Source organism: Pontibacter populi, assembly GCF_040278685.1.
GTDB classification, from domain to species: Bacteria; Bacteroidota; Bacteroidia; order Cytophagales; family Hymenobacteraceae; genus Pontibacter; species Pontibacter populi.
Window position 1 is genome coordinate 1 of record NZ_JBEOKT010000023.1, and the last position, 21,617, is coordinate 21,617.

At 43.9% G+C, this 21,617-nt stretch carries 13 protein-coding genes; 5 read left to right on the forward strand and 8 right to left on the reverse strand.

Annotation, left to right across the window (positions count from 1 at the left end; translation table 11 throughout):
* Positions 1-439 precede the first annotated feature (439 nt).
* From aspA to ABS362_RS17640, 6 genes are all read right to left on the reverse strand, one after another.
* Positions 440-1,849 carry an aspartate ammonia-lyase gene (gene aspA / locus ABS362_RS17615; protein WP_434086532.1) on the reverse strand — a complete coding sequence of 470 codons (1,410 nt, stop codon included), beginning with the start codon at positions 1,847-1,849 and terminating at the stop codon, positions 440-442.
* Positions 1,850-1,892: 43 nt separating this feature from the next.
* The gene (locus ABS362_RS17620; protein ID WP_350414142.1) at positions 1,893-3,065 is read right to left on the reverse strand and encodes a ribonuclease D; all 1,173 of its coding nucleotides are present in this window, start codon (positions 3,063-3,065) and stop codon (positions 1,893-1,895) included.
* Between the two features lie 148 nt (positions 3,066-3,213).
* Positions 3,214-3,447 (reverse strand): hypothetical protein, encoded by a 234-nt coding sequence (locus ABS362_RS17625; protein WP_350414143.1) that lies wholly within the window; start codon positions 3,445-3,447, stop codon positions 3,214-3,216.
* 263 nt (positions 3,448-3,710) lie between these two features.
* The gene (locus ABS362_RS17630; protein WP_350414144.1) at positions 3,711-5,483 is read right to left on the reverse strand and encodes a M28 family metallopeptidase; all 1,773 of its coding nucleotides are present in this window, start codon (positions 5,481-5,483) and stop codon (positions 3,711-3,713) included.
* Between the two features lie 118 nt (positions 5,484-5,601).
* Positions 5,602-7,722 (reverse strand): T9SS type A sorting domain-containing protein, encoded by a 2,121-nt coding sequence (locus ABS362_RS17635; RefSeq protein WP_350414146.1) that lies wholly within the window; start codon positions 7,720-7,722, stop codon positions 5,602-5,604.
* Positions 7,723-7,839: 117 nt separating this feature from the next.
* Positions 7,840-8,145 carry a hypothetical protein gene (locus ABS362_RS17640; protein ID WP_350414148.1) on the reverse strand — a complete coding sequence of 102 codons (306 nt, stop codon included), beginning with the start codon at positions 8,143-8,145 and terminating at the stop codon, positions 7,840-7,842.
* 524 nt (positions 8,146-8,669) lie between these two features.
* Here ABS362_RS17640 and ABS362_RS17645 point away from each other — a divergent pair.
* The 4 genes from ABS362_RS17645 to ABS362_RS17660 all read left to right on the forward strand — a co-directional run bounded on the left by ABS362_RS17645 (position 8,670) and on the right by ABS362_RS17660 (position 18,777).
* Positions 8,670-11,426: a 2-oxoglutarate dehydrogenase E1 component gene (locus ABS362_RS17645; protein WP_350414149.1), complete on the forward strand. Its 2,757-nt coding sequence runs from the start codon at positions 8,670-8,672 to the stop codon at positions 11,424-11,426.
* Positions 11,427-11,526: 100 nt separating this feature from the next.
* On the forward strand, positions 11,527-13,119 hold the full coding sequence (gene odhB / locus ABS362_RS17650; protein ID WP_350414150.1) for a 2-oxoglutarate dehydrogenase complex dihydrolipoyllysine-residue succinyltransferase: 1,593 nt from the start codon (positions 11,527-11,529) through the stop codon (positions 13,117-13,119).
* 268 nt (positions 13,120-13,387) lie between these two features.
* Positions 13,388-14,791: a dihydrolipoyl dehydrogenase gene (gene lpdA, locus ABS362_RS17655; RefSeq protein ID WP_350414214.1), complete on the forward strand. Its 1,404-nt coding sequence runs from the start codon at positions 13,388-13,390 to the stop codon at positions 14,789-14,791.
* Between the two features lie 164 nt (positions 14,792-14,955).
* Positions 14,956-18,777 (forward strand): DUF7619 domain-containing protein, encoded by a 3,822-nt coding sequence (locus ABS362_RS17660; RefSeq protein ID WP_350414152.1) that lies wholly within the window; start codon positions 14,956-14,958, stop codon positions 18,775-18,777.
* 88 nt (positions 18,778-18,865) lie between these two features.
* On the opposite strand, the gene ABS362_RS17665 is transcribed toward ABS362_RS17660, so the two are convergent.
* Positions 18,866-19,861 carry a S41 family peptidase gene (locus tag ABS362_RS17665; protein WP_350414154.1) on the reverse strand — a complete coding sequence of 332 codons (996 nt, stop codon included), beginning with the start codon at positions 19,859-19,861 and terminating at the stop codon, positions 18,866-18,868.
* Between the two features lie 176 nt (positions 19,862-20,037).
* Between ABS362_RS17665 and ABS362_RS17670 the strand changes: the two genes are divergently transcribed.
* The gene (locus ABS362_RS17670; RefSeq protein WP_350414156.1) at positions 20,038-20,829 is read left to right on the forward strand and encodes a pentapeptide repeat-containing protein; all 792 of its coding nucleotides are present in this window, start codon (positions 20,038-20,040) and stop codon (positions 20,827-20,829) included.
* A gap of 60 nt (positions 20,830-20,889) precedes the next feature.
* On the opposite strand, the gene ABS362_RS17675 is transcribed toward ABS362_RS17670, so the two are convergent.
* Positions 20,890-21,519: a hypothetical protein gene (locus ABS362_RS17675; protein ID WP_350414157.1), complete on the reverse strand. Its 630-nt coding sequence runs from the start codon at positions 21,517-21,519 to the stop codon at positions 20,890-20,892.
* Between the last annotated feature and the right edge of the window lie 98 nt (positions 21,520-21,617).

Sequence of the window (21,617 nt, forward strand, 5' to 3'; positions counted from 1 at the left end):
CTGGGGTCACACCCGGGAGAGTAGGTGGCCGCCAACCCTTTCAAAACACCCCGCTTTAGAAATAAGGCGGGGTGTTTGCGTTTGAGGGCAGTATCTAATTAAATAGACGCTCTTACATGTGTTAGTGTTAGCTATATAAAATACCTGGTACCCCTATTCTTTAGGATCAGACTGAAACCACAAATGTTATAGAAATGCATACAAGCTGGAACTATAAGTTGTAATTGTAAGAACTTTACACACCAAATGCATATTATAGTTAAGTGTATACTATGGGATACAGTTTTATGGATTTGAGTTATAGCTTATACAATCATAATAAAGTATACTATTATGATTATATCTAAAGCCCAGATGCATATATTGATTTCTTATATAAACGAAAACGCCTCACTACAACTATAGCAGTGAGGCGTTTCTGTCTAAATATTTTATTTTATTAATTCATTATAAATTTAGGGTGCAGTAGATTCTCTAAGGAGAAGATCTCATCCCATTTAGTTTGCTCTATAAGTCCTCTTTCTAAAACAGTAATTTGATGCACAGATTTACCTGTCATTAAAGCCTCTTTGGCAATAGATGAAACAGTTTCGTAACCTAAGATCGGGTTTAAAGAGGTAACTATACCGATGCTGTTCATAACCATGTTTTTGCATATCTCTTCATTAGCAGTAATGCCAACAATACATTTATCTGTTAAAGTATGTGTTGCATTGGTGAGGTAGCTAAGAGAACTGAAAAGACTAAATGCTATAACAGGCTCCATAACGTTTAACTGTAATTGGCCAGCCTCTGCAGCCATAGTTATAGTTACATCACTGCCAATTACATAATAAGCTGTCTGGTTTACCACTTCAGGTATTACCGGGTTAACTTTACCTGGCATAATAGATGAGCCGGGCTGCATGCGTGGCAGATTTATCTCATTTATTCCTGCGCGTGGCCCAGATGAAAGCAGACGTAGGTCGTTACAGATCTTTGATATCTTAACAGCGCATCTTTTCAGTACACCCGATACCTGAACATAAGCCCCGGTATCACAAGTCGCCTCTATAAGGTCTTCTGCAAGAATTACCGGTATGCCAGTGATCTCTCTTAAGTGTTTTGTTACTATTTCAGGGTAGCCTTCAGGGGCGTTAATAGAAGTACCAATAGCTGTGGCACCCATGTTTATCTCGCAGATCAACAATCTGGCTTCTTCAAGACGCTGGATATCTTCTTTTATAGTTGTAGCAAAGCCATTAAATTCAGCTCCCAGTGTCATAGGTACAGCATCCTGAAGTTGGGTACGGCCCATTTTAAGCACATTTTTAAATTCAGTTGCTTTTGCTGCAAATGCTTCTCGTAGTTTGGTAAGCGCATCTATAAACTGACCGATCTTTATGTAAAGCGCTAAACGGAATGCTGTCGGATAGGCATCGTTGGTTGACTGAGAGAAGTTTACATGGTTATTTGGGTGAAGATGATCATAGTCTCCTTTCTCGTAACCCAGCAATTCAAGTCCTATATTGGCTATTACTTCATTTACGTTCATGTTAACAGAAGTTCCTGCACCTCCCTGGATCATATCCGTTACAAACTGATCCATGAATTTACCTTCTATTAGTTGGTCGCAAGCTTTAGAGATAGCATCCGCTAATTTTGGATCTAGTACACCACATTCCTGGTTAGCCATAGCAGCAGCTTTTTTAACATAACCAAAGGCCTGTATCAGTAGTGGCTCTTTTGAAATGGGAATACCCGTTATGTTAAAGTTTTCTAGAGCCCTTAATGTTTGTATGCCATAGTATGCTTCGTTGGGAATATCTTTTTCACCTAAGAAGTCATGTTCTTTTCTGAAAGTAGTCATTATATAAGCGAAATGATGTGATACCTGATTTTATAGTTTCCTTTTAATTAATCGCTTCCGGTTGAGGCAACTGTACGCCAATACTTGTTGCTGTATCAAGTACAATCTGCGTTGCATACCTTTTTGTACATCTTAGCTTTCCTGTGTAGCTGTATTCGTTTATCAGGCTCTGGTTTATAATAAGGCGTCCGGCAAACTCACCAAACTGCTTTACTATTTCAGCCTGTACGCTTGTCAGTTCCTCTTTGCGCTTCTCCGTTTCGGATGTACGGAAAGGACGTTTGAACTGGCTGCCCGCATAATCATGGGATATGTGTTGCGCTTCTGCCGCTTGCATTGTTTTAGAGATCGTATCTCTTAACTTATTTTCATAGTTAGGGCTTTTTAACCGGCCATGTATACCGCGCGTATGGTTAAGCCACTCATGCAGATCAACATCGGGGTTAATGGCAAGTTCTATCAGCGCATCGTTCGGAATGATGTAAGACGAAGGCTTATTTAACTGCTTACCAAGGTTCTCCCTGAAATTATAAAGTGCCTTCAAGAAAAACTGATTATAATATGTCAGGCGGGAAGCATTTTTCAGACGGAGATGCGGATTTTCTGATTCGGTGTATCGCAATTTTTCTAACAGGCTATTCTCTTCTTGCAGCCAATGCATGCGGCCTACCTGTTCAATTTCTGTTAACAGCTTATCTTTTACCTCATGCAGGTATACAACATCTATAGCAGCGTATTGTAGTTGTTGTTCTGTAAGCGGGCGCTTGTTCCAGTTACTGGATTGCTGAGATTTATCTATCTCAATATTAAATTCTTCTTTAAGAACGGTAGCCAGGGAAGAGCGTTCATAGTTCAGAATTTTAGCAGCAACATCGGTATCCATTACATTTTGTATGCTGCAGCCCAGTTTATCCAGGAGCAGAATATCGTTGTTAGAGTGATGGATGATCTTCATGATGGCTTTGTTTTCCATCAGTTGGAAGAATGGCTGCAGGTCTGGCAGGTCAAAAGGATCAATGATATAGCAGATACCTTTGCCATCGGTTATCTGGATAAGGCAAAGGTTAAAACCATAGGTAAACCGGTTCTGGTCAAATTCCAGGTCCAGGGCAAGCTCCTTTTTAGTGCTAAGGTCAGCTATAGCCGCCTGCAGTTGCTCCGGAGTACTCACCAGTTTAATCTTGATAGTATTATTTGACAGTGTAGTAAATTCCATTCCCTAAATTTAACAAGTATTATAGTTTGTGCATCACAATCAGGAAATGTTTTATAAGTAATTAAGACATGTGTGGATGCGGATAAAAGAAAAGTCTCTGCCTTTAATAAGGCAGAGACTTTTGAGTTCTATAGTTTAAGATTGATAATTATTGTACCGGTGGTACTTCTTCTTCAATATCATCTGCTACTCCGTCATTTACAGTGGTATCCTGAACAGTTGTAGTATCTACATCCATGTCAGTATCCATGTCCATGTCGGTTTCCATTTCAGTATCAACCTGTTCGGTAGTTTCTGTTTCTGTAGTATTGTCGCTTCCGCCACATGCTGTAAACGCTGCAAGAGCAAAAACAACAAGAGCTGATTTCCATATCTTTTTCATAAATAACATTATTAGTTCAACAACCAATTTTGTACATATTTATACGGAAGCGCCTGATAAGTAACCTCTGCTAAACTACAAATAAGACATTTTTAAAGGCAACATACCTTATTCATAAGTGAACGGCCTTATTTACCTGACGACCGCAGGTATTTATGTAAACGGCTATATATTATTAGTTAACAGCTTTATTTTCATGTTTAAAAAAAATACCTGATAAGTTATAGTTGCGATTTTACTATACTTAGCTATATAAACTATAGTTACATTTCTACAGTACTTGCAGCAGTAGTGTCATTTGGCTGAGATAGCATTTTATCGCGACGTGCTTTAAACTCAGAGCCTTCTTTCCAGTTAGGGTAGGCGGTTGTATTCGCGACATTATAGCCAACCCTGAAGAAAAGTTTAAGGTCTTCTACAGCGCCATCCAGGTTCCAGTCCGTTCTTACTTCGTCTGTCAGTTTGTGGTAATCATCAGTGGTGTATTTGTCCTGCCATTTCTTTACATAGTCTGCAGGTTGGTTTTTAGCTTTAACCCCAGATTTAGAATAAAGGGCTGGTACTCCTTTTTTAGCAAACTCAAAATGATCAGAGCGGTAGTAAGATCCTTTTTCAGGACTGGTTTCTGGTACAATCTGGCGGTTCTGTAATTTTGCTTCCTGGGCTAAAACATCCTCCAGATCCGAGTTGCCATACCCGATCACGATCACATCTTCGGTTGGGCCATAAGCATTCAGGACATCCATGTTGATATTGGCAAGTGTTTTATTGAGCGGGTATAAAGGGTTCTCGGCATAGTACTTGGAGCCCAGCAGCCCTTTTTCTTCGGCAGTAACTGCCAGGAACAGGATGGAGCGTTTCGGTTTTTGCTCCAGCTTGGCATAGGCCTCTGCCAGTTCCAGCAAGCCAGCGGTACCCGATGCGTTGTCAAGTGCTCCATTATAGATCTGGTCGCCTTTCAGGTTAGGATCTTTGCCCAGGTGGTCCCAGTGTGCAGTATAAACGATGTATTCATCTTTCAGCTGCGGATCACTTCCTTCAACTTTTGCTACCACGTTCTTAGATTTTATTTCGCGCAGCTTATTCTTGATACTGAAGTTTGCTTTTGCGCCCAGAGCTACCGGTTTAAAATCTTTTTTGGCAGCTGCAGCTTTTAATTGTTCAAAGTTTTTACCGGCGGCCGTAAACAGCTGCTTTGCTTTTTCCCGGGTTATCCAGGCTTCTACGGCAGCTTTGTCCATGTTCTTGTTGGGGTTGCTGATATCAAAGTTCTCGCGGCTCCAGCTTCCTGAAACCACCTCGTAAGGGTAACTGGCTGGTTCAGTCTCGTGGATGATGATGGCTGCTGCGGCTCCTTTTTCGGCAGCAATTTCATATTTGTAAGTCCAGCGACCATAGTAGGTCATTGCTTTACCGCCAAACATCGTACTGTCTAGTTTCGATTTATCTGCTGATGATGGAACAGGAGGGTCGTTGATCAGCATAACTATAGTTTTGCCTTTCACATCAAGGCCTTTGTAATCGTCCCAGCCATATTCCGGGGCAACTATTCCATAGCCCACAAACACCATATCTGAATTGTTAACATCAACAGTCGGCACGAATCTGCGCGATACTGCTACATAATCTGTCGGGAAGTTGAGGTTTATAGTTTTGCCACCTGCTACAAAAGATGCTTTGGGTGTGGCCGTAAACCCGAACATAGGTACTTCCTGTACATAAGTGCCATTCGGGTTGCCCGGTTGCAGGCCCATTTTCTTAAACTGGCGGGTGAGATAGTTTACGGTAGAGTCTTCGCCACGGGTTCCCGGGCCACGGCCCTCAAATGCATCCGAAGCCAGCACTTTGGTATGGTTAAGAATATCGGTGGTGTTGATGCTTTGAAGTGCCGGATTAAGGTTTGCAGAGTCGGGAAGGGCCTGAGTTTGGGTTGTAGTTTCAGCTTCTTCTTCCTCTTCTGCTACCTGGCGCGAGTTTTCGTTACAGCCAAAGGCAATGCCTGCCAGGAGCATCGAAAACAGGATGGTCTTTTTCATAGTTCAGTGGTGTTATAGTTCAATAAAAAATGGTCAGGGTTTATAGTATAAACTATAGCCTGACCACTTGTACGATATAAGGTGAATTAGGTGTTATTCGCGCCTCGTAATGTCTGTTTTATTGCTTAAGCAGCTTTGTTCTGTGTACTGTTTCCGGTGTTTTTATGGTCAGCATATACATGCCTGAAGTTTTTACCTGGCTGGTATTTAATCTGAAGTAGCCATCAGCAGTGCGGTTATGTAACGTAAGGTTTTGCGATAGTACTTCTCTGCCATTCAGGTCGGTTAAGGTTACTTCCACAGTTGGGGCCTCAAAAGCAAATTTTATGTGATCCTTAAAAGGGTTTGGCGATGCCTGAACTATAAAAGTTGAATTATCAGCGTTAACAACCTGGATTTTAGAGTAGCTGAATTTGCCAGAGTAGTCCAGTTGCTTCAGGCGGTAGTAAGCAACCTGTCGGCGGGTCGGGTTGATGTATACATAACGATACTGCTGCACCATGCTGCTGTTCGGAGACTTACTTTCTACAAAGGCCAGTGTTTCAAAAGTACGACCATCAGCAGATAGCTGCACTTCAAAACCCATGTTATCACGTTCAGAAGCTGTCTGCCATTCCAACACTACTACCTGGTCCTGGCGCTTTGCTTTAAACCACATTAGCTCTACTGGTAAAGGCATAATAGGTGGGGCAAGGGTGTAAGTACCGAACCTGTTGGAGCTAGTATGGCGCATGGTGCGCTGGTCAATTATAGAGCTTGGTACTGGAAAGGCTTCCTGGTTTTTGCCTTTGTTGTATAGTTTGTAATCGCCGAGCGGCTTGGAATTGAGTTCATTTGGCAGGAATTCCAAGTCCATGGTCATGCTCAGGGCTGTAATATCGCTGGTGGTATCGGTTCTGGTAATATTATATTGGCGGGTTACGCTTTCAGTGCCATCCGAAATAATAGTTGTTACTCCGGTCAGGCGCTCAACTGTTACCTGCCCCGGATCTACATTGTTCCTGGTTAATCTAAGGCCAATCTTTCCAAAATCTTCTTCAACGGTCGGTGCTAATGTACGACTGGTTTGTACAGTGCCTATAATATGCGATGCATCGGTTTCGAGAGTAGCTAAAGCAGCGTTTGGTCCTAGCCATACAGTGTTTGCTCCGGTATTCAGGTGACTGTTGTTAACGCTTATGTTGTTAACTATAGTTATGTCTTGTTGCAGCTGGGCCTGCGCAGTTCCGGCAAAGCTGAAGTTGTAAAACGTGTTGTTACCCGAAATCTGCTGTAGCGTGTTGCCCTGCAAAGCTATAGTGGAGGTAGCTGCATTAAAAGTGCCTGTATTGTTCCAGTTACCGGCTATAGTATATGTTGCGTTGCCTGCTGTTATAGTTCCGGAATTTTGCATATCGCCGCCAGCCGTTATAGTTGTAGCCTGGGTAGTAAGCGTACCGTTATTCCGAATATCCCCTGTTATAGTATGGCTATAGTTGCCTGCATTTAAAGTAGTTCCCGAGCTTATCTCCAGGTCGCCGGTAATGGTCAGGTTAGCTGAAGGTGTTTTGGTGTTGTTACCTGCTAAGTTCAGGTTGTAATAAGGTAGTGAGGGTATAGTTTGCCCGGTAGTAGCGATACCGTTTAAGGTAACTGTACCTATCCCTTCAGTAAAGATACCTGTACCACCGTACGAGCCACCTAGTTCCAGCAAACCAGCAGTCGTGGTAATATCTCCATTGTTCGATATATTGCCTTTAACCGCAACTTTCCCTGTATTGTTGTTTAATATACTGCCTCTGCCAATGGTAAGTGCAGCAGCAGTTACAGTCGCACCCATGTTTATCAGGCTGGCATACCGGCGTTCGTTTTTAGAGTTTAGCGTAAGTGTGCCCGTCGTAAGCGTTGCGCCACTTTCCAGTACCAACTCAGACTTCTCATCTATTTTAGAACTATTGACAGGCGGGATAAGGTCCAGATTTGCGCAGGAGGCCGTACCGGTTAACGTTATCTTATGCCCATCTACTATCTGTACATTCTCTCCAACTTTAGGTGGTGTGTTGCTTGACCAGGTGCTTCCGGTGTTCCACTCTCCGTTCTGTACAGTTTTTACAGTGTTTGCCTGTGCGCTGCATACCTGTGTATACAACAGCATAAGGCAGATCAGGATAGTAAGGCCAATTAATGTTCTAACATCAGCGTTCCCCTTTGTGGTGGTTTTCGGCTCGTCAGAAGGGTAGGGTGTCAATTCATTTTCCATTTTACATACGATTAAAGGTGAACTGAATCTTATGCAAGAAAATATCTCTCTTTATCTGACTGATGGAGGATATTTGGGTAATGTATAAGGTAACTATAGCAGTGTATTAAGTATCGTTTATGCCCGGTAATAGATCCGGCTCATTGTGCTGTCGTAAGGGTCATAACCAGGGCGCGTTTTACTAAATCTCTTTTCAAGTATCTTCAGATCTTTCACATCCTCCAGTAAAAAGCAGTGCCACCCAACTTTTGTACCTGCCGATTCTCCTTTGTCACCACCCCATCCGCACATGCAATCTTTCCGGCTCTTGTTCTGACCCAGTAAATGCGGCTCTAATAAATAGGTATGGCCGCCATATGTAAATTGAATAAACTGTCTTGCCCCGATAGCTTTTGAAAGTTCTTCCAGCAAAATGTTATTCATAGCTGATTAATTAAGCTTATACTTCAGGACTAATCTTTCTCTTAGTATGTGTATAAAGCTACTTTCATAATAACTCAAATAACAGGAAATGATATGCTTAAAAGTAACATGTACTCAGTGTCGTTTTTTATGTAGGTTGAGTAGCTATAGCTTGCTTTAAGGGTATTTAATCGCAGTTTTATATAGTTGTAAATATTTGGAATAGTAACATTTGATAGGTGATTGTCTTCATTTAATTCTTGATAAGGCTATATCTATAGTTACATAAGTATTATGATTGGAGAGACTTAAGTGCAGCTTTAAGGAGAGGGTTACTAAAATAGAATAACCTTTAACTGATCTTATAGCTATAACTACTATTTGGGCGTTACTAAAAAAGGTATAAAGGCTATTATTATATCATAATAAGGAATATAGTTAAAAGCTATGTGTTTGTTTATTAGATATATTTGCTTATGCGAGTATGTGTAATTTGATTTTTGAATAATACTTCTAACTTTGCCTTTATACAAAGAGGTAATCTTATGGATAAATATACTTACATCGCTAATGCGCACGGCGATTACATAGATCAGCTATATAAAGCTTATCAGCAGGATCCGGAGTCTGTTGATGCCGGATGGCGCAAGTTCTTTGAAGGTTTTGAGTTTGCAGCAACTTATGGCGAAAATGGCCACGAAGTTACTGAAGGCTTAGTAGCTGCACCGGCAAAAGGCACAGCTGCAACTATAGATTCTGATAAAGAAGTTGCTGTACGAAACCTGATTCATGCATACCGCACACGCGGCCACCTGCGTTCCAATACCAACCCGGTTCGTGCCCGCATTGACCGCAAGGCAAGACTGGACCTGGCTGACTTTGGCTTATCGGAAGCAGACCTGGACACCGTTTTCCAGGTTGGGGAAATCATTGGTATTGGTGCTGCAACACTGCGCGATATCGAGGCTGCCCTTAAAAAGATTTACACAGGCACCATAGGTTTTGAATACATGTACATCCGCAACCCGGAAGTACTGGAGTGGTTTAAGAAAAAGATAGAGGAGGAGTCGCTTAATTTTAATCCATCTATCAACTATAAAAAACGCATACTTTCCAAGCTCAACGAAGCAGTTGTGTTTGAGAACTTTTTGCATACAAAGTTCTTAGGCCAGAAGCGCTTCTCACTGGAAGGTGGCGAAACAACTATACCTGCCCTTGATGCTGCGATCGATAAGGCGTCAGAGCTTGGCGTTGAAGAGGTAGTGATAGGTATGGCGCATCGTGGCCGCCTGAACGTACTGGCTAACATCATGGGTAAAACCTATGAGCAGATTTTCTCTGAGTTTGAGGGTACTGCCGTTCCGGACCTGACTATGGGTGATGGTGACGTGAAATATCACATGGGCTTCTCTTCTGAAGTAATAACCCCGTCTGGCAATAAAGTTAACCTGAAGCTGGCACCAAACCCATCGCACCTGGAGGCAGTTAATCCGGTAGTAGAAGGCTTTGTGCGTGCCAAAATCGACTGCATGTATGGCAAAGATGAAGATAAGGTACTGCCAATATTGATACATGGCGATGCAGCTGTTGCAGGTCAGGGCATTGTGTACGAAGTGACGCAGATGGCCAACCTGGAAGGCTATAATACAGGGGGTACCATTCACTTTGTTATTAATAACCAGGTTGGTTTTACTACTGACTTCGAAGATGCCCGCTCTTCTATTTACTCAACAGATGTTGCCAAGGTAATTGATGCCCCAGTGCTGCACGTTAACGGCGATGACCCGGAGGCAGTAGTATTTGCCATGCGTATGGCAATGGAATATCGCCAGCGCTACAACAATGATATCTTTGTTGATATGGTGTGCTATCGCCGTCATGGCCACAACGAGTCTGATGAGCCTAAATTCACACAGCCGCAACTATACAATATTATCTCGAAGCACCCGAACCCACGCGAGGTTTACAATAAAGAGTTAATATCGCACGGTGAGATAGATGCTGAGCTGGCAAAAAGTATGGACAAGGAATTCCGCCAGATGCTACAGGATCGCCTGGATATGGTGAAGCAGAAGCCATTGCCATATAATTACCAGCAAATGGAAAAAGAATGGCAGAGCTTACGCCGTTCGACTCCGGAAGACTTTAACCAGTCACCGGAAACAGGTATTTCCCCGGATGCAGTTGAAACGGTAGGCCGAGCCCTTACTACCTTGCCACAGGGTTTTAAACCGCTGAAACAGATCGAGAAGCTTCTGAAAGAACGTAAAGAAATGTTCTTTGAGAGTAAGCAACTAAACTGGGCTGCTGCTGAGTTGCTGGCCTATGGATCGGTATTGCTGGATGGTAAGATCGTACGTTTCTCAGGGCAGGATGTACAACGTGGTACGTTCTCGCATCGCCATGCTATGTTACACGATGCCGTAACCAGTGCACCTTACAACAGCCTGAACTATATGAAAGAGGGCCAAGGCTCTTTTGAGATCTATAACTCCCTGCTTTCTGAGTACGGCGTGCTTGGTTTTGAATTTGGATATGCCATGGCTAACCCGAATGCACTGGTGATCTGGGAAGCCCAGTTTGGTGACTTTGCCAACGGTGCCCAGGTAATGATCGACCAGTTCATCTCTTCTACAGAGTCTAAGTGGCAGCGTATGAACGGACTGGTAATGCTGTTACCGCACGGTTACGAAGGCCAGGGCCCTGAACACTCAAACGCACGTCCTGAACGATTCCTGCAGCTGGCTGCCGAGAATAACATGTTTGTAACGTATATTACAACGCCTGCTAACCTGTTCCACTTTATGCGTCGCCAGCTGGCTCTGCCTTTCCGCAAGCCTGCTATCAACATGTCGCCTAAATCGTTACTCCGCCATCCGGCTGTAGTTTCCCCGGTAGAGGATTTTACATCAGGCGGTTTCAAGGAAGTGATCGGGGATGTGTATGCTGCTGCGAAGTCGGTTAAGAAAGTACTGCTTTGCTCTGGTAAAGTATACTTCGACCTGCTGGAAGAGCAACAGAAAAATAAGCGTAAGGATGTAGCCATTATCCGTTTGGAGCAATTGGCGCCGTTCCCGAAAGTGCAGTTGGAAGCAGAACTTAGCAAGTATAAGAATGCTAAAGTATATTGGGTACAGGAAGAGCCTGAGAACATGGGCGGCTGGACATATATCCTGCGTATCATGCGCAACAGCATCGAAGATGTAATTGCCCGTAAAGCAAGTGCATCGCCGGCTACCGGTTACCTGAAAGTGCATGCTAAAGAGCAACAGGAACTGATCGCCCGCGCTTTTGCTGTTTAATGAATAATTATTGATGGGTAATGATTAGTGAAAGGATATTAGTCATTACTCATTATTCATTCGTAATTCTTAAATCGTAATTCATAATTAGAAGAATAATATGAGCTTAGAAGTTAAAGTGCCTGTTGTAGGTGAGTCGATCACCGAGGTAACTATAGCCCAGTGGCTGAAAAAAGACGGTGACCGTGTGCAGATGGATGAGGTGATTGCGGAACTGGAATCTGACAAAGCCACATTTGAACTGCCAGCCGAAGCCGCAGGCATTTTACGCATTGTAGCACAGGAAGGCGACACTGTAAATGTGGGTGCCGTGATCTGCAGAATAGAGCAGGACGGTGCTGCAACTGCTCCATCAGCTCCTGCTGCAACCGAGGCTGCTCCGGCGCAAGCCGCAGCTCCTGCCCAACCTGCTGCTCAGCCAACCGCTGCAACTACTACCGTTGCCGGTGAGACCGTTGAGATGAAAGTACCAACCGTAGGCGAATCCATTTCAGAAGTAACTATAGCCAGCTGGCTGAAGAAAGACGGCGACTTTGTGCAGATGGACGAAGTGATCGCGGAACTTGAATCAGATAAAGCTACTTTTGAGTTACCGGCAGAGGCTGCAGGTACTTTGCAGATCGTGGCGCAACAAGGTGATACAGTTGAGATTGGTGGATTGCTTTGCAGAATTACGCCAGGTGGCGCAGGTACCACTGTAGCAAACGCTGAAGCAAATGCGAAGCAGGAAGCTGCAACACAACAAGTGGCGAAAGCTGCTTCTGCTCCGTCGGGCGCACAAACCTATGCTTCTGGTACGCCGTCACCGGCTGCCGGAAAGATTTTAGCTGAAAGAGGTATTAACGCTTCTGATGTGCAGGGTTCTGGCCGCGATGGCCGCATCACGAAAGAAGATGCGCAGAACGCACAGGCAAGACCAGCTGCACAGCCAACTACTGCTCCGGCTGCTAAACAGGAAGCTACTACTGATACACCTGCTACTACCACTGGCGACAGAAACCAGCGCCGTGAAAAAATGAGCTCGCTGCGTAAGACTGTTGCCCGCCGCCTGGTAACAGTTAAAAACGAAACGGCTATGCTGACAACCTTCAACGAGGTTGATATGAAGCCGATCATGGACATCCGCGCCAAGTATAAAGACAAGTTTAAAGAGGTACACGAAGTTGGTTTAGGCTTTATGTCGTTCTTTACCAAAGCTTGTACTGTCGCCCTGAAAGAGTGGCCAGCCGTAAATGCGCAGATCGATGGCAATGATATGATCTTTAACGATTTTTGTGATATTTCTATTGCAGTTTCTTCGCCAAAAGGTCTTGTAGTTCCGGTTATCCGCAACGCAGAGCAGTTAACGCTGGATGGTATAGAGAAAGAAGTTGTGCGTCTCGCAAAGAAGGCCCGCGATGGTAAATTGTCTATCGAGGAAATGACTGGCGGTACCTTCACCATCACCAACGGTGGTGTGTTTGGCTCTATGATGTCTACGCCGATCATCAACGCGCCGCAGTCAGCTATATTGGGTATGCACAACATCGTGCAGCGCCCTGTAGCTATCAACGGACAAGTAGAGATTCGCCCAATGATGTACTTAGCCCTTTCTTACGACCACCGCATTATCGATGGCCGTGAGTCGGTTAGTTTCTTAGTTCGTGTTAAAGAACTGTTAGAAGATCCGATGAGATTACTGTTGGGCGTTTAATTTATTGAGATAGAAGAGGAGGGGTAAGCGAAGAAGTTTGCTCCTCCTTTTTATTGTAATCATAGTTATAGATGGCGCGAGCGTCCTCGCTCGTGACGAACTATAGCTGGGGCCTCTGGCCTAAGTTAAATTAACCCACCCCTACCCCTCCCAAGAGGGGAATTGGATACTGCAGAAAATTCCCCTCCTCGGAGGGGTAGGGGTGGGTTTACAAATGCAGAAAATCAAATACAAAAACGAGAGCTTGCTCTCCTTAAAGTATAGAAAAATGAAATACGATGTTACAGTAATCGGTTCTGGTCCTGGTGGATATGTAGCAGCTATACGTTGCGCACAGCTGGGGCTTAAAACGGCAATTATTGAAAAGTATAACGTGCTGGGTGGTACATGCCTTAACGTAGGCTGTATCCCGTCAAAAGCACTACTTGATTCATCAGAGCATTACCACAATGCAGCGCACCATTTCAAGACGCACGGCATCGAGCTGAATGATCTGCAGGTGAACATGGAGCAGATGATCAAGCGTAAGGGGGAAGTGGTGAAGTCGAACAACGATGGTATTGCTTTCCTGATGAAGAAGAACAAGATCGATACCTACTATGGCCTGGGCTCTTTCGTGAATAAAAACACGATAAAGATAACAGACGCAGAAGGAAAAGAGCAGCAGATAGAGACGGATAAAACCATCATCGCGACGGGTTCTAAGCCCACTGCCCTGCCATTCCTGCCGGTTGATAAAAAGCGTATCATCACATCTACAGAAGCTTTAACACTTACAGATATTCCTAAGAACCTGATTGTGATCGGTGGTGGTGTTATTGGCCTAGAACTTGGTTCGGTTTATGCCCGCCTGGGTGCTAAAGTGCAGGTAATCGAGTACATGGATGCTATTATCCCAACTATGGACCGTGCGCTAGGTAAAGAACTGCAGCGGGTGCTGAAGAAAACACTTGGTTTTGAGTTCTTCTTTAACCACAAAGTAACCGGCGCTACCAACGAAGGCGAAATTGTAAAAGTGACTGCCGAGAATCCTAAAGGTGAAGCTGTAACGTTTGAAGGCGACTATGTGCTGGTATCTGTTGGTCGTAAGCCATATACCGAAGGCCTTGGCTTGGAGAATGCTGGCGTACAGATGGGTGAGCGTGGTATGATCGCTGTGAACGATCACCTGGAAACAAACGTGCCGGGTATCTACGCGATTGGTGACGTAGTGCGTGGCGCGATGCTGGCACACAAAGCCGAAGAAGAAGGCGTGTTGGTAGCGGAAACTATAGTTGGCCAGAAGCCACACATTAACTATAACCTGATACCGGGTGTAGTATATACCTGGCCGGAAGTGGCTGGTGTAGGCTTTACCGAAGAGCAACTGAAGGAGCAGGGTCGTGCTTACAAAGCAGGTTCGTTCCCGTTCAAAGCGTCTGGCCGTGCGAAGGCCTCCGGCGATACAGATGGTTTTGTGAAGGTGCTGGCTGATAAGGAAACAGATGAGATTTTAGGTGTGCACATGATCGGCCCGCGAATAGCTGACCTTATTGCTGAAGCTGTTACGGCCATGGAGTTCCGGGCATCTGCTGAAGATGTGGCTCGTATGAGTCATGCGCATCCAACCTATGCCGAAGCCATGAAAGAAGCCTGTTTAGCAGCAACTGAAAACCGCGCGCTGCATATTTAATCAACAAGCACAACTATAAAACACAAGCGCCACTCTGCAAAGGGTGGCGTTTTTTGTTTGGAAATAGTTGAAGTGCAAGTTTATAGATCTGTTAATTACTATATAGGTTATACTTTATTTGATCTAAATTTGTAATTTACTGCTGCGCCCATATATCTACCCAAATGAAGCACCTTATACTCACATCTATTACCTTATTCCTCCTCTTTTTTTCCATTGCTGCACAAGCCCAGTTTAACGATAACCTGCAGTCTATAGGTGGCAGTTACGACGACGCGGTAACCAAAGTAATGTATGATAAACATGGTAACCGATACCTGATGGGCAGCATCGGGATGCCTGATAAGCTGGAGAGCTTTAACGACTACAAACCTGAAACTATAGACTTTGGGACGATCAAAAAAGAGATCACGAACGGGTTTATTGCCAAGTATGATAAAAACAACCAGTGCGTTTGGGTGAAGGAAGCGCCAAGATCCATGCATAATCCATTAACGGCTTTAACTGTAGATGCTGAAGGGTTTGTTTACGTGGCAGGTAATGTTGATTATGGGCACTATTTTTTGCAGAAAATTGACCAGAATGGCATAGTAATTTGGGAAAAGACTTATCCGCACAATAGGTATAGCGACAGATTTTACACCGTAGCCTTAGCCCTGGACGCTGATGGTAATTTGTATATGACAGGTAGTTTTGACGGCTCCCCTATTGATGATTTTACCTTCACACTTGCACCCGAAAACAGCGCTGGCATGACGGAATATGTAGCTAAATTTGACCCTAATGGAAAAGCTTTATGGGTTAAGACTTCACTAGGAAATGATATACGGTTTTCAGAGCTACTTATCGACTCGCAGGGGAATTTGCTGACAATAGGGCTGCATTTGGCTACCGTAACAATAGGAAACGATACATTTGAAAACAACAACCCACCAAACACCTACGGAAGGGTTGGGAACAAGCTTATAGTTAAAAGAGACCCGGCCGGGAACATTTTATGGGCCAAAAGCTATCCGATCCACCAATTCAACCGGTCAGCTGTTTTAGACGATGATGACAATATCTATTTTACGGTAGATAATTACATAGGAGATGCCCCGGCAACTATAGATGGGGTTGTAGTTGATATAACCTTAGCACAGACACTTATAAAGTTAGACGCAAAGGGGAAAGCTGTATGGACCGTACCTTGCGGAAGAGGGTTAAATAATACGTTATCCTACGGAAATCAGAAACTATATTTAGGTGGCACTTTTGAATTAACTAGCAAATTCGGAAGCCATAATATAAAGACTGCTGAGAACCAAGAGTATGATACATTTCTGCTCGATGTTAGCCTGGATGGTGAACTGCTGGATATCAGAGGCTTTAAAGGATTTGCAAGAGTGTATATAGTACCGCAACACCAGAAGTTTGCTGTAGTTGGGGAGTTTCAGCAGGAGTTGCAGAACAACGATAAGTTTCTGATCAGTAAAGGCAAAAGAGACATTTTTTTCGGGGAATTAAGAGACACCACGCTTGCGAATGCGCCTGTAACTATAGTTAGCGGGAAGGTATATAATGATGATAACGGAAACTGTGTAGTAGATGGAGGAGAAACAGGACTTGCCAACAAATTACTGAAAATAGAGCCGGGGTCACAGTATGTTAAAACCGATGAGCAGGGCAACTATAAGTTTAACCTGCCATCCGGCAACTATACGGTTACACCACTTATAGGCCCGCTTGCAAAAACGCAGTTAATTTCGAGTTGCAGGGATAACGCTCCTCTGGCCATAGATGCATCTCAACAACAGGTTAAAGATCTTAACTTCGGCTACACCATACGCGACTGTTACCAGCTTACTGTTGATATTGCAGCTGACCGCCGCCGCCGTTGCATGCGCAGCAACACAACTGTTACCTATGCCAATGAAGGCACCCTGGATGCCCATAATGTTAAAATAAAAGTATTGTACCCTAAGTATGTAGTTCCGGTCAGCAGCAACTTACCCTGGACTGCCAGACTCGATTCCGCACTTATTTTTGATATTGGAACCTTAAAGGCTGGTGAACGAAAAAGCTTTGTTATAAGCGACTCCACCATTTGTGGTATAGAAGAGATAAGAGGGCTGAGCCAGTGTGTAAAGGCCATTATCACGCCTAAGAATAGCTGCGAACAGCAAGACCCAGTTTGGAGTTATGCCAGTGTTGCAGTTATGGCCAATTACATAAACGAAGAAAAGGTTGCGACTTTCGCTATAACTAACAACGGAGAAGGCGATATGCCAGACAGCACGTCGTACAGGATGTATGCCAACTATACACTGCTTAAAAAAGGAAAGGTGAAGTTAGCGAAAGGAGCATCTGCTCTGTTTGAAGTGCCGGCCAATGTAGCTACTTACCGGATCGAAGCCGACCAGGTACCACATCACCCGGGAGATAGTCGACCTGCTGTTAGCATACAGCCGTCCACTATACCTACCGGTAATATTCTTGCAAACACGGCTCCTATCCCTATCGATGCTTTTTACCTGGATGATGCCGATGCAGAAGAAGACATTTTCTGCCTTGAAATTACAGACAGCTTTGACCCGAATGATAAGCAGGTAAGTCCGAGAGGTATCACCAGCAAAAGGTACATTAAAGCCGAAGATGAACTGGAGTATCTTATCCGTTTCCAGAATACAGGCACCGATGTAGCCTACAACATAGTGGTAAAAGATACTATAAGCGATCACCTGGATATTGCTACGTTACGGGTCGGGTCAGCTTCTCATCCTTTTACTTACACTGTTTCGGGAGAAGGGAAGCCTGTCGTTACTTTCCGATTTAACGATATCAACCTGCCAGATCATAAAACAAATGAGCCGGGCAGCCATGGGTACATCAAATTCAAAATAGCGCAGCGCCCCGACAATCCGAAAGGCACTGTAATCCGAAACACAGCTTATAACTACTTCGACTTTAACAGCCCTATTGCTACAAATGAGGTTATAAATATTATTGGCGATACGGTATTAGCACCAACTGTGCCGATGGTTGTTTTTGATTGCGCTGAAGATGAACCAACTATAGCCCAGGCTAACCCAACTATAGCACTCTGCGAAACAGACCAGGTAACACTACAGGCCAATGCGCCGGTTTTAGGTCTAGGCAAATGGAAACTGATAAGCGGACAGGCAACCATTGTTAATCCCGATAACCCTACATCTGAACTAAAAAATATTGGTTACGGTGAAACAGTTTTGGAATGGACGGTCACGTTATGCAAAAAAGTATCCAGGGCGCAGGTAAGAATTAACCGTTACAAATTGCCATCAGCTCCACAAATAACAGCGCTGCCAGTGCAATGCGAGGGCAACGAACTGATGCCTTTGGTGGCGACCGGTGAAAACATTACCTGGTATAAGGATGCGGCCAAGCAATTTAAACTACACACCGGAAACAGCTACACCCCAGTAGCTTCGGTAACAACTACTTATTATGCTACCCAAACTATAAATGGCTGCGAAAGCCCGGTTCAGGAAGTGGAGGTTACCATTCAGCCTGCAGAGGTAATTATAACTACTAACGCAGACACACTGATTGCCCCGGCAGCAGATAGTTACCAGTGGTATTTTAACGGTGAACCGGTAGCTGAAGGTGTAGGCAAGAATCTGGTTGTTAAGAATACAGGGCAGTACTATGTGAAAACGACGGTCAATGGCTGCGTATCAGTTAGTAAAGGTTTACAGCATACTATTAACCTGCCTGTTTCTGTTTTAAAGCTGAGCCCAAACCCGGCAGGCAAAGACCTGGTGTTAGAATTTGCAGCTAACCCTACCGGTGAGATGCGGGTTATTGTTCGCAACCAGCTGGGGCAACAGGTGCTAAGTTATGTAACGTATAAAGGTACTACCGTGCAGGAGCAAACTATAAATGTAGCGAGCCTGGCACCAGGTCTGTATTTTATAGATGTGCAGGTAGGTAACCAAATGCAGAAATCGAAATTCATTAAACTATAATGTAGCAGGTTTACCTGATCAGCTTAAAAATAAATTAAAAGCGCCACTCTTTACGGGGTGGCGCTTTTGCTTTATAGGTAACTATAGTTTATTTCTTTTTTGGCTTATCGATGTGGTTAATAGCAGCCCTGATGTACAGATAGCCGTTGGTGATTGTGTTCTTTGTCAGGTTCAACTCAATGTCAGGTGTTATACCTTTGCCGTACACTTTGCCTGTTCTATCCACCATAGTTGATACAGTTAGGTTAAGGTAAGACCCATCTGATAGTTTATAAAGTTCGTTGCTCGTTGTAAGGCTCCCGGTATAGGTGCCGATCAGCTTTGTTTTTGGTTTACCAATAAATGCACCTGCTATCATTTCTGCTGAACTTGCTGTTTTATCGCTCACAAGTATACTTACAGGCGCTTTCGTATTTTTGATGGTATAAGGTGTTGCCAAAAAGTATTTTCCACCGGTTACGTCCCGAACCATACCATTTCGTACTGTATCGTAGGTAATAACATTATCAGCAGACTGCCAGCCGATAAATTGTCCTTCGCCCAGGATTGGAGCCAGCCCGGCCAGCAACGGGTGCATGTTACCACCATCGTTCAGGCGCAAATCAATTATCCAGCCTTTCGGATTTTGCGTGTCCAGTTGCCGGATTATAGTTTGCAGAGAATCCGCATAGGCCAACTGCTCATCCTTCTCAAACATATAAAAAGGAGGCACAAGTATAAAAGCATACTTTTTGTCGATCATGTGGCCCGATGGCATCGGCAGCTTCCTGCCTAGTGATTTATAGCCAACGTTATGTGCATCAAATACTTCTTTAGGGAAAAATCTGCTATGGCGATCTCCCAACTCTTCTAAAGCATTATTTAAAGCGGGATATGTCTCTCTTATAGTTTGAGCATCCTTAGTGGCTTCTAATGTTGATGCATATAGTTTCTCCCAGTCTACTTTTTGCTTGTTAATGGAGTGTTGTTTCATAATGTCCAGCGCCTGAACTACATAAGTCTTGATAGAATCTGTTGGTGCCTGGGCGTAAGAAACAGTAGAAATAAAAAGTAGAAGTAAGAGAAGGGAGTAAAGTTTTTTCATGAAATATAAGTTTGTTTAAAGTGTATACAGTAAATATAGCAAAACCAAACTATAGGTTTACGGCATCATCTAAAGCCCTGTGCAAAAAAAATCTTTTAACACCCAGGCAACCTTTCCTATAGTTGCTTCATCTATTAGTCAAACTCAGAAAGAAAAACTCCTTAAACCTTAGAACTATGAAAAAACAGGTACAACTGCTACTGGTGTTACTGATGTTTCCGTTGCTAACTATAGCGCAAACCAAAGTAGATGCATCCGAGATCATTGCTAAAATAAACCGTGGCGAAGCCGTGAGCTATAAAAATGTAGAGATCACCGGTGACCTGGATATGACCAAACTGAACAACCGAAAGCTTAGAAAAGAGAAAGGCAGCGACAACAGCACCAAAGCGTACATCAGCACGGTTACTGCACCTGTTATGTTCGAGAACTGCACTTTTAACGGCGACGTGCTTGGCTACTTTAACCCAGATAATGGGGTAACTATAGCTAAATCAACAGACGAGGTGTTTAATACCAATTTTGAGAAAGAAGTACGCTTTACGAACTGCACCTTTGAGGGTGATGCAGCTTTTAAATACAGTGAGTTTAAAGACGAGGTATCGTTTGCAGGCAGCCGATTTAAAGAAGAAGCCTTATTTAAATACACTGATTTTAAAAGATCTGCGGACTTCAGTAAAGTAGAGTTTGAAGATGACGCCAACTTTAAATATGTGACTTTCCCGGTTGCGGCAGGCTTTAAAGGTGCCCGGTTTCACGAAGAAGCCAACTTTAAGTATGCAAAGTTTCAGAAGGGAGCTGATATGGAGCAAACAACTTTTAATGGCAACGCCGACTTTAAATACACCAAATTCTCGGAAGCGGTAAACCTAAAAGGAGCCACCTTTAAAGGCAGCACCGATTTTAAATATACCAAACTAGGTAACCGCACTGTAACGCTTTCTGCTTTGCAGGAGAAGAGTAAATAAATAACAAAGAAGCTTTAGTTTTACTAAAAACGCCGCACCTGTAGTGTGGCGTTTTTGTTTTCAGGGTCTGGCTAAAAGTTCCAGCAATTTTCCGGCTCCTTCGGTTGGGTGCAAAACTGATAGTGGCGGCAGACCTAACCAGGCAGTTCGGGTATAATTCACCAGCTCCATGTCTATAGTTGGTGTATTTGTTTTGCGGGCAGCTATAGTTGCGGCAATGGCCGTTTTTAGTGAGGTGGCTTTTACCCGTATAGTTTGTGCCGCATACCGGGCCGGGTGCAGGTGTACATATCTGCCGGCTACTACGCCCCAGCGCAATACCCATCCCGAAGCATCAGAGAGTGTTATAGTGCGGTAATGGCTGCCTTTTGCAGCCAGGTAACTATGGTATGCATCGGGTTGTAGCAGGCTGTTTTGTTGCAGGTACTCCAATACTTCACTGGTGATCTGTAATGGTGTAAGGCGGCCAATATAGAAGTCGAGTTGCGAGGTGCCTATAGTTTGTAAAGCTGTTCTGATATCCGGGGCTGGTAACGTGTACTGTTCCCTTATAAACTCCTTAATGTAGCCCAGGTGGTGCTTAAGCGGATGAAAAAGTGCAGGCTCCGGCAAAGCAGCCATTGCTATAGTTGGCCTCAGGCTATAATTTATAGTTGCCATAGCTATAGTTACGCAACTTTCCAATGCCATGGCTGCTACCTATGCTATTCTGATATGCTCCTGCTAAAATGTTAATGAAATGCGACCTGTTACTTTTACAGGTAAAATAGCCAGTCTTCATAGCTAAC

Coding starts and splice junctions, on each gene's coding strand:
- ABS362_RS17625 (WP_350414143.1), bottom strand. CDS start 3,447: ATGAAAAAGATATGGAAATCAGCTCTTGTTGTTTTTGCTCTTGCAGCG.
- ABS362_RS17670 (WP_350414156.1), top strand. CDS start 20,038: ATGAAAAAACAGGTACAACTGCTACTGGTGTTACTGATGTTTCCGTTG.
- ABS362_RS17660 (WP_350414152.1), top strand. CDS start 14,956: ATGAAGCACCTTATACTCACATCTATTACCTTATTCCTCCTCTTTTTT.
- ABS362_RS17675 (WP_350414157.1), bottom strand. CDS start 21,519: ATGGCATTGGAAAGTTGCGTAACTATAGCTATGGCAACTATAAATTAT.
- odhB (WP_350414150.1), top strand. CDS start 11,527: ATGAGCTTAGAAGTTAAAGTGCCTGTTGTAGGTGAGTCGATCACCGAG.
- ABS362_RS17635 (WP_350414146.1), bottom strand. CDS start 7,722: ATGGAAAATGAATTGACACCCTACCCTTCTGACGAGCCGAAAACCACC.
- lpdA (WP_350414214.1), top strand. CDS start 13,388: ATGAAATACGATGTTACAGTAATCGGTTCTGGTCCTGGTGGATATGTA.
- ABS362_RS17645 (WP_350414149.1), top strand. CDS start 8,670: ATGGATAAATATACTTACATCGCTAATGCGCACGGCGATTACATAGAT.
- ABS362_RS17620 (WP_350414142.1), bottom strand. CDS start 3,065: ATGGAATTTACTACACTGTCAAATAATACTATCAAGATTAAACTGGTG.
- ABS362_RS17640 (WP_350414148.1), bottom strand. CDS start 8,145: ATGAATAACATTTTGCTGGAAGAACTTTCAAAAGCTATCGGGGCAAGA.
- ABS362_RS17665 (WP_350414154.1), bottom strand. CDS start 19,861: ATGAAAAAACTTTACTCCCTTCTCTTACTTCTACTTTTTATTTCTACT.
- ABS362_RS17630 (WP_350414144.1), bottom strand. CDS start 5,483: ATGAAAAAGACCATCCTGTTTTCGATGCTCCTGGCAGGCATTGCCTTT.
- aspA (WP_434086532.1), bottom strand. CDS start 1,849: ATGACTACTTTCAGAAAAGAACATGACTTCTTAGGTGAAAAAGATATT.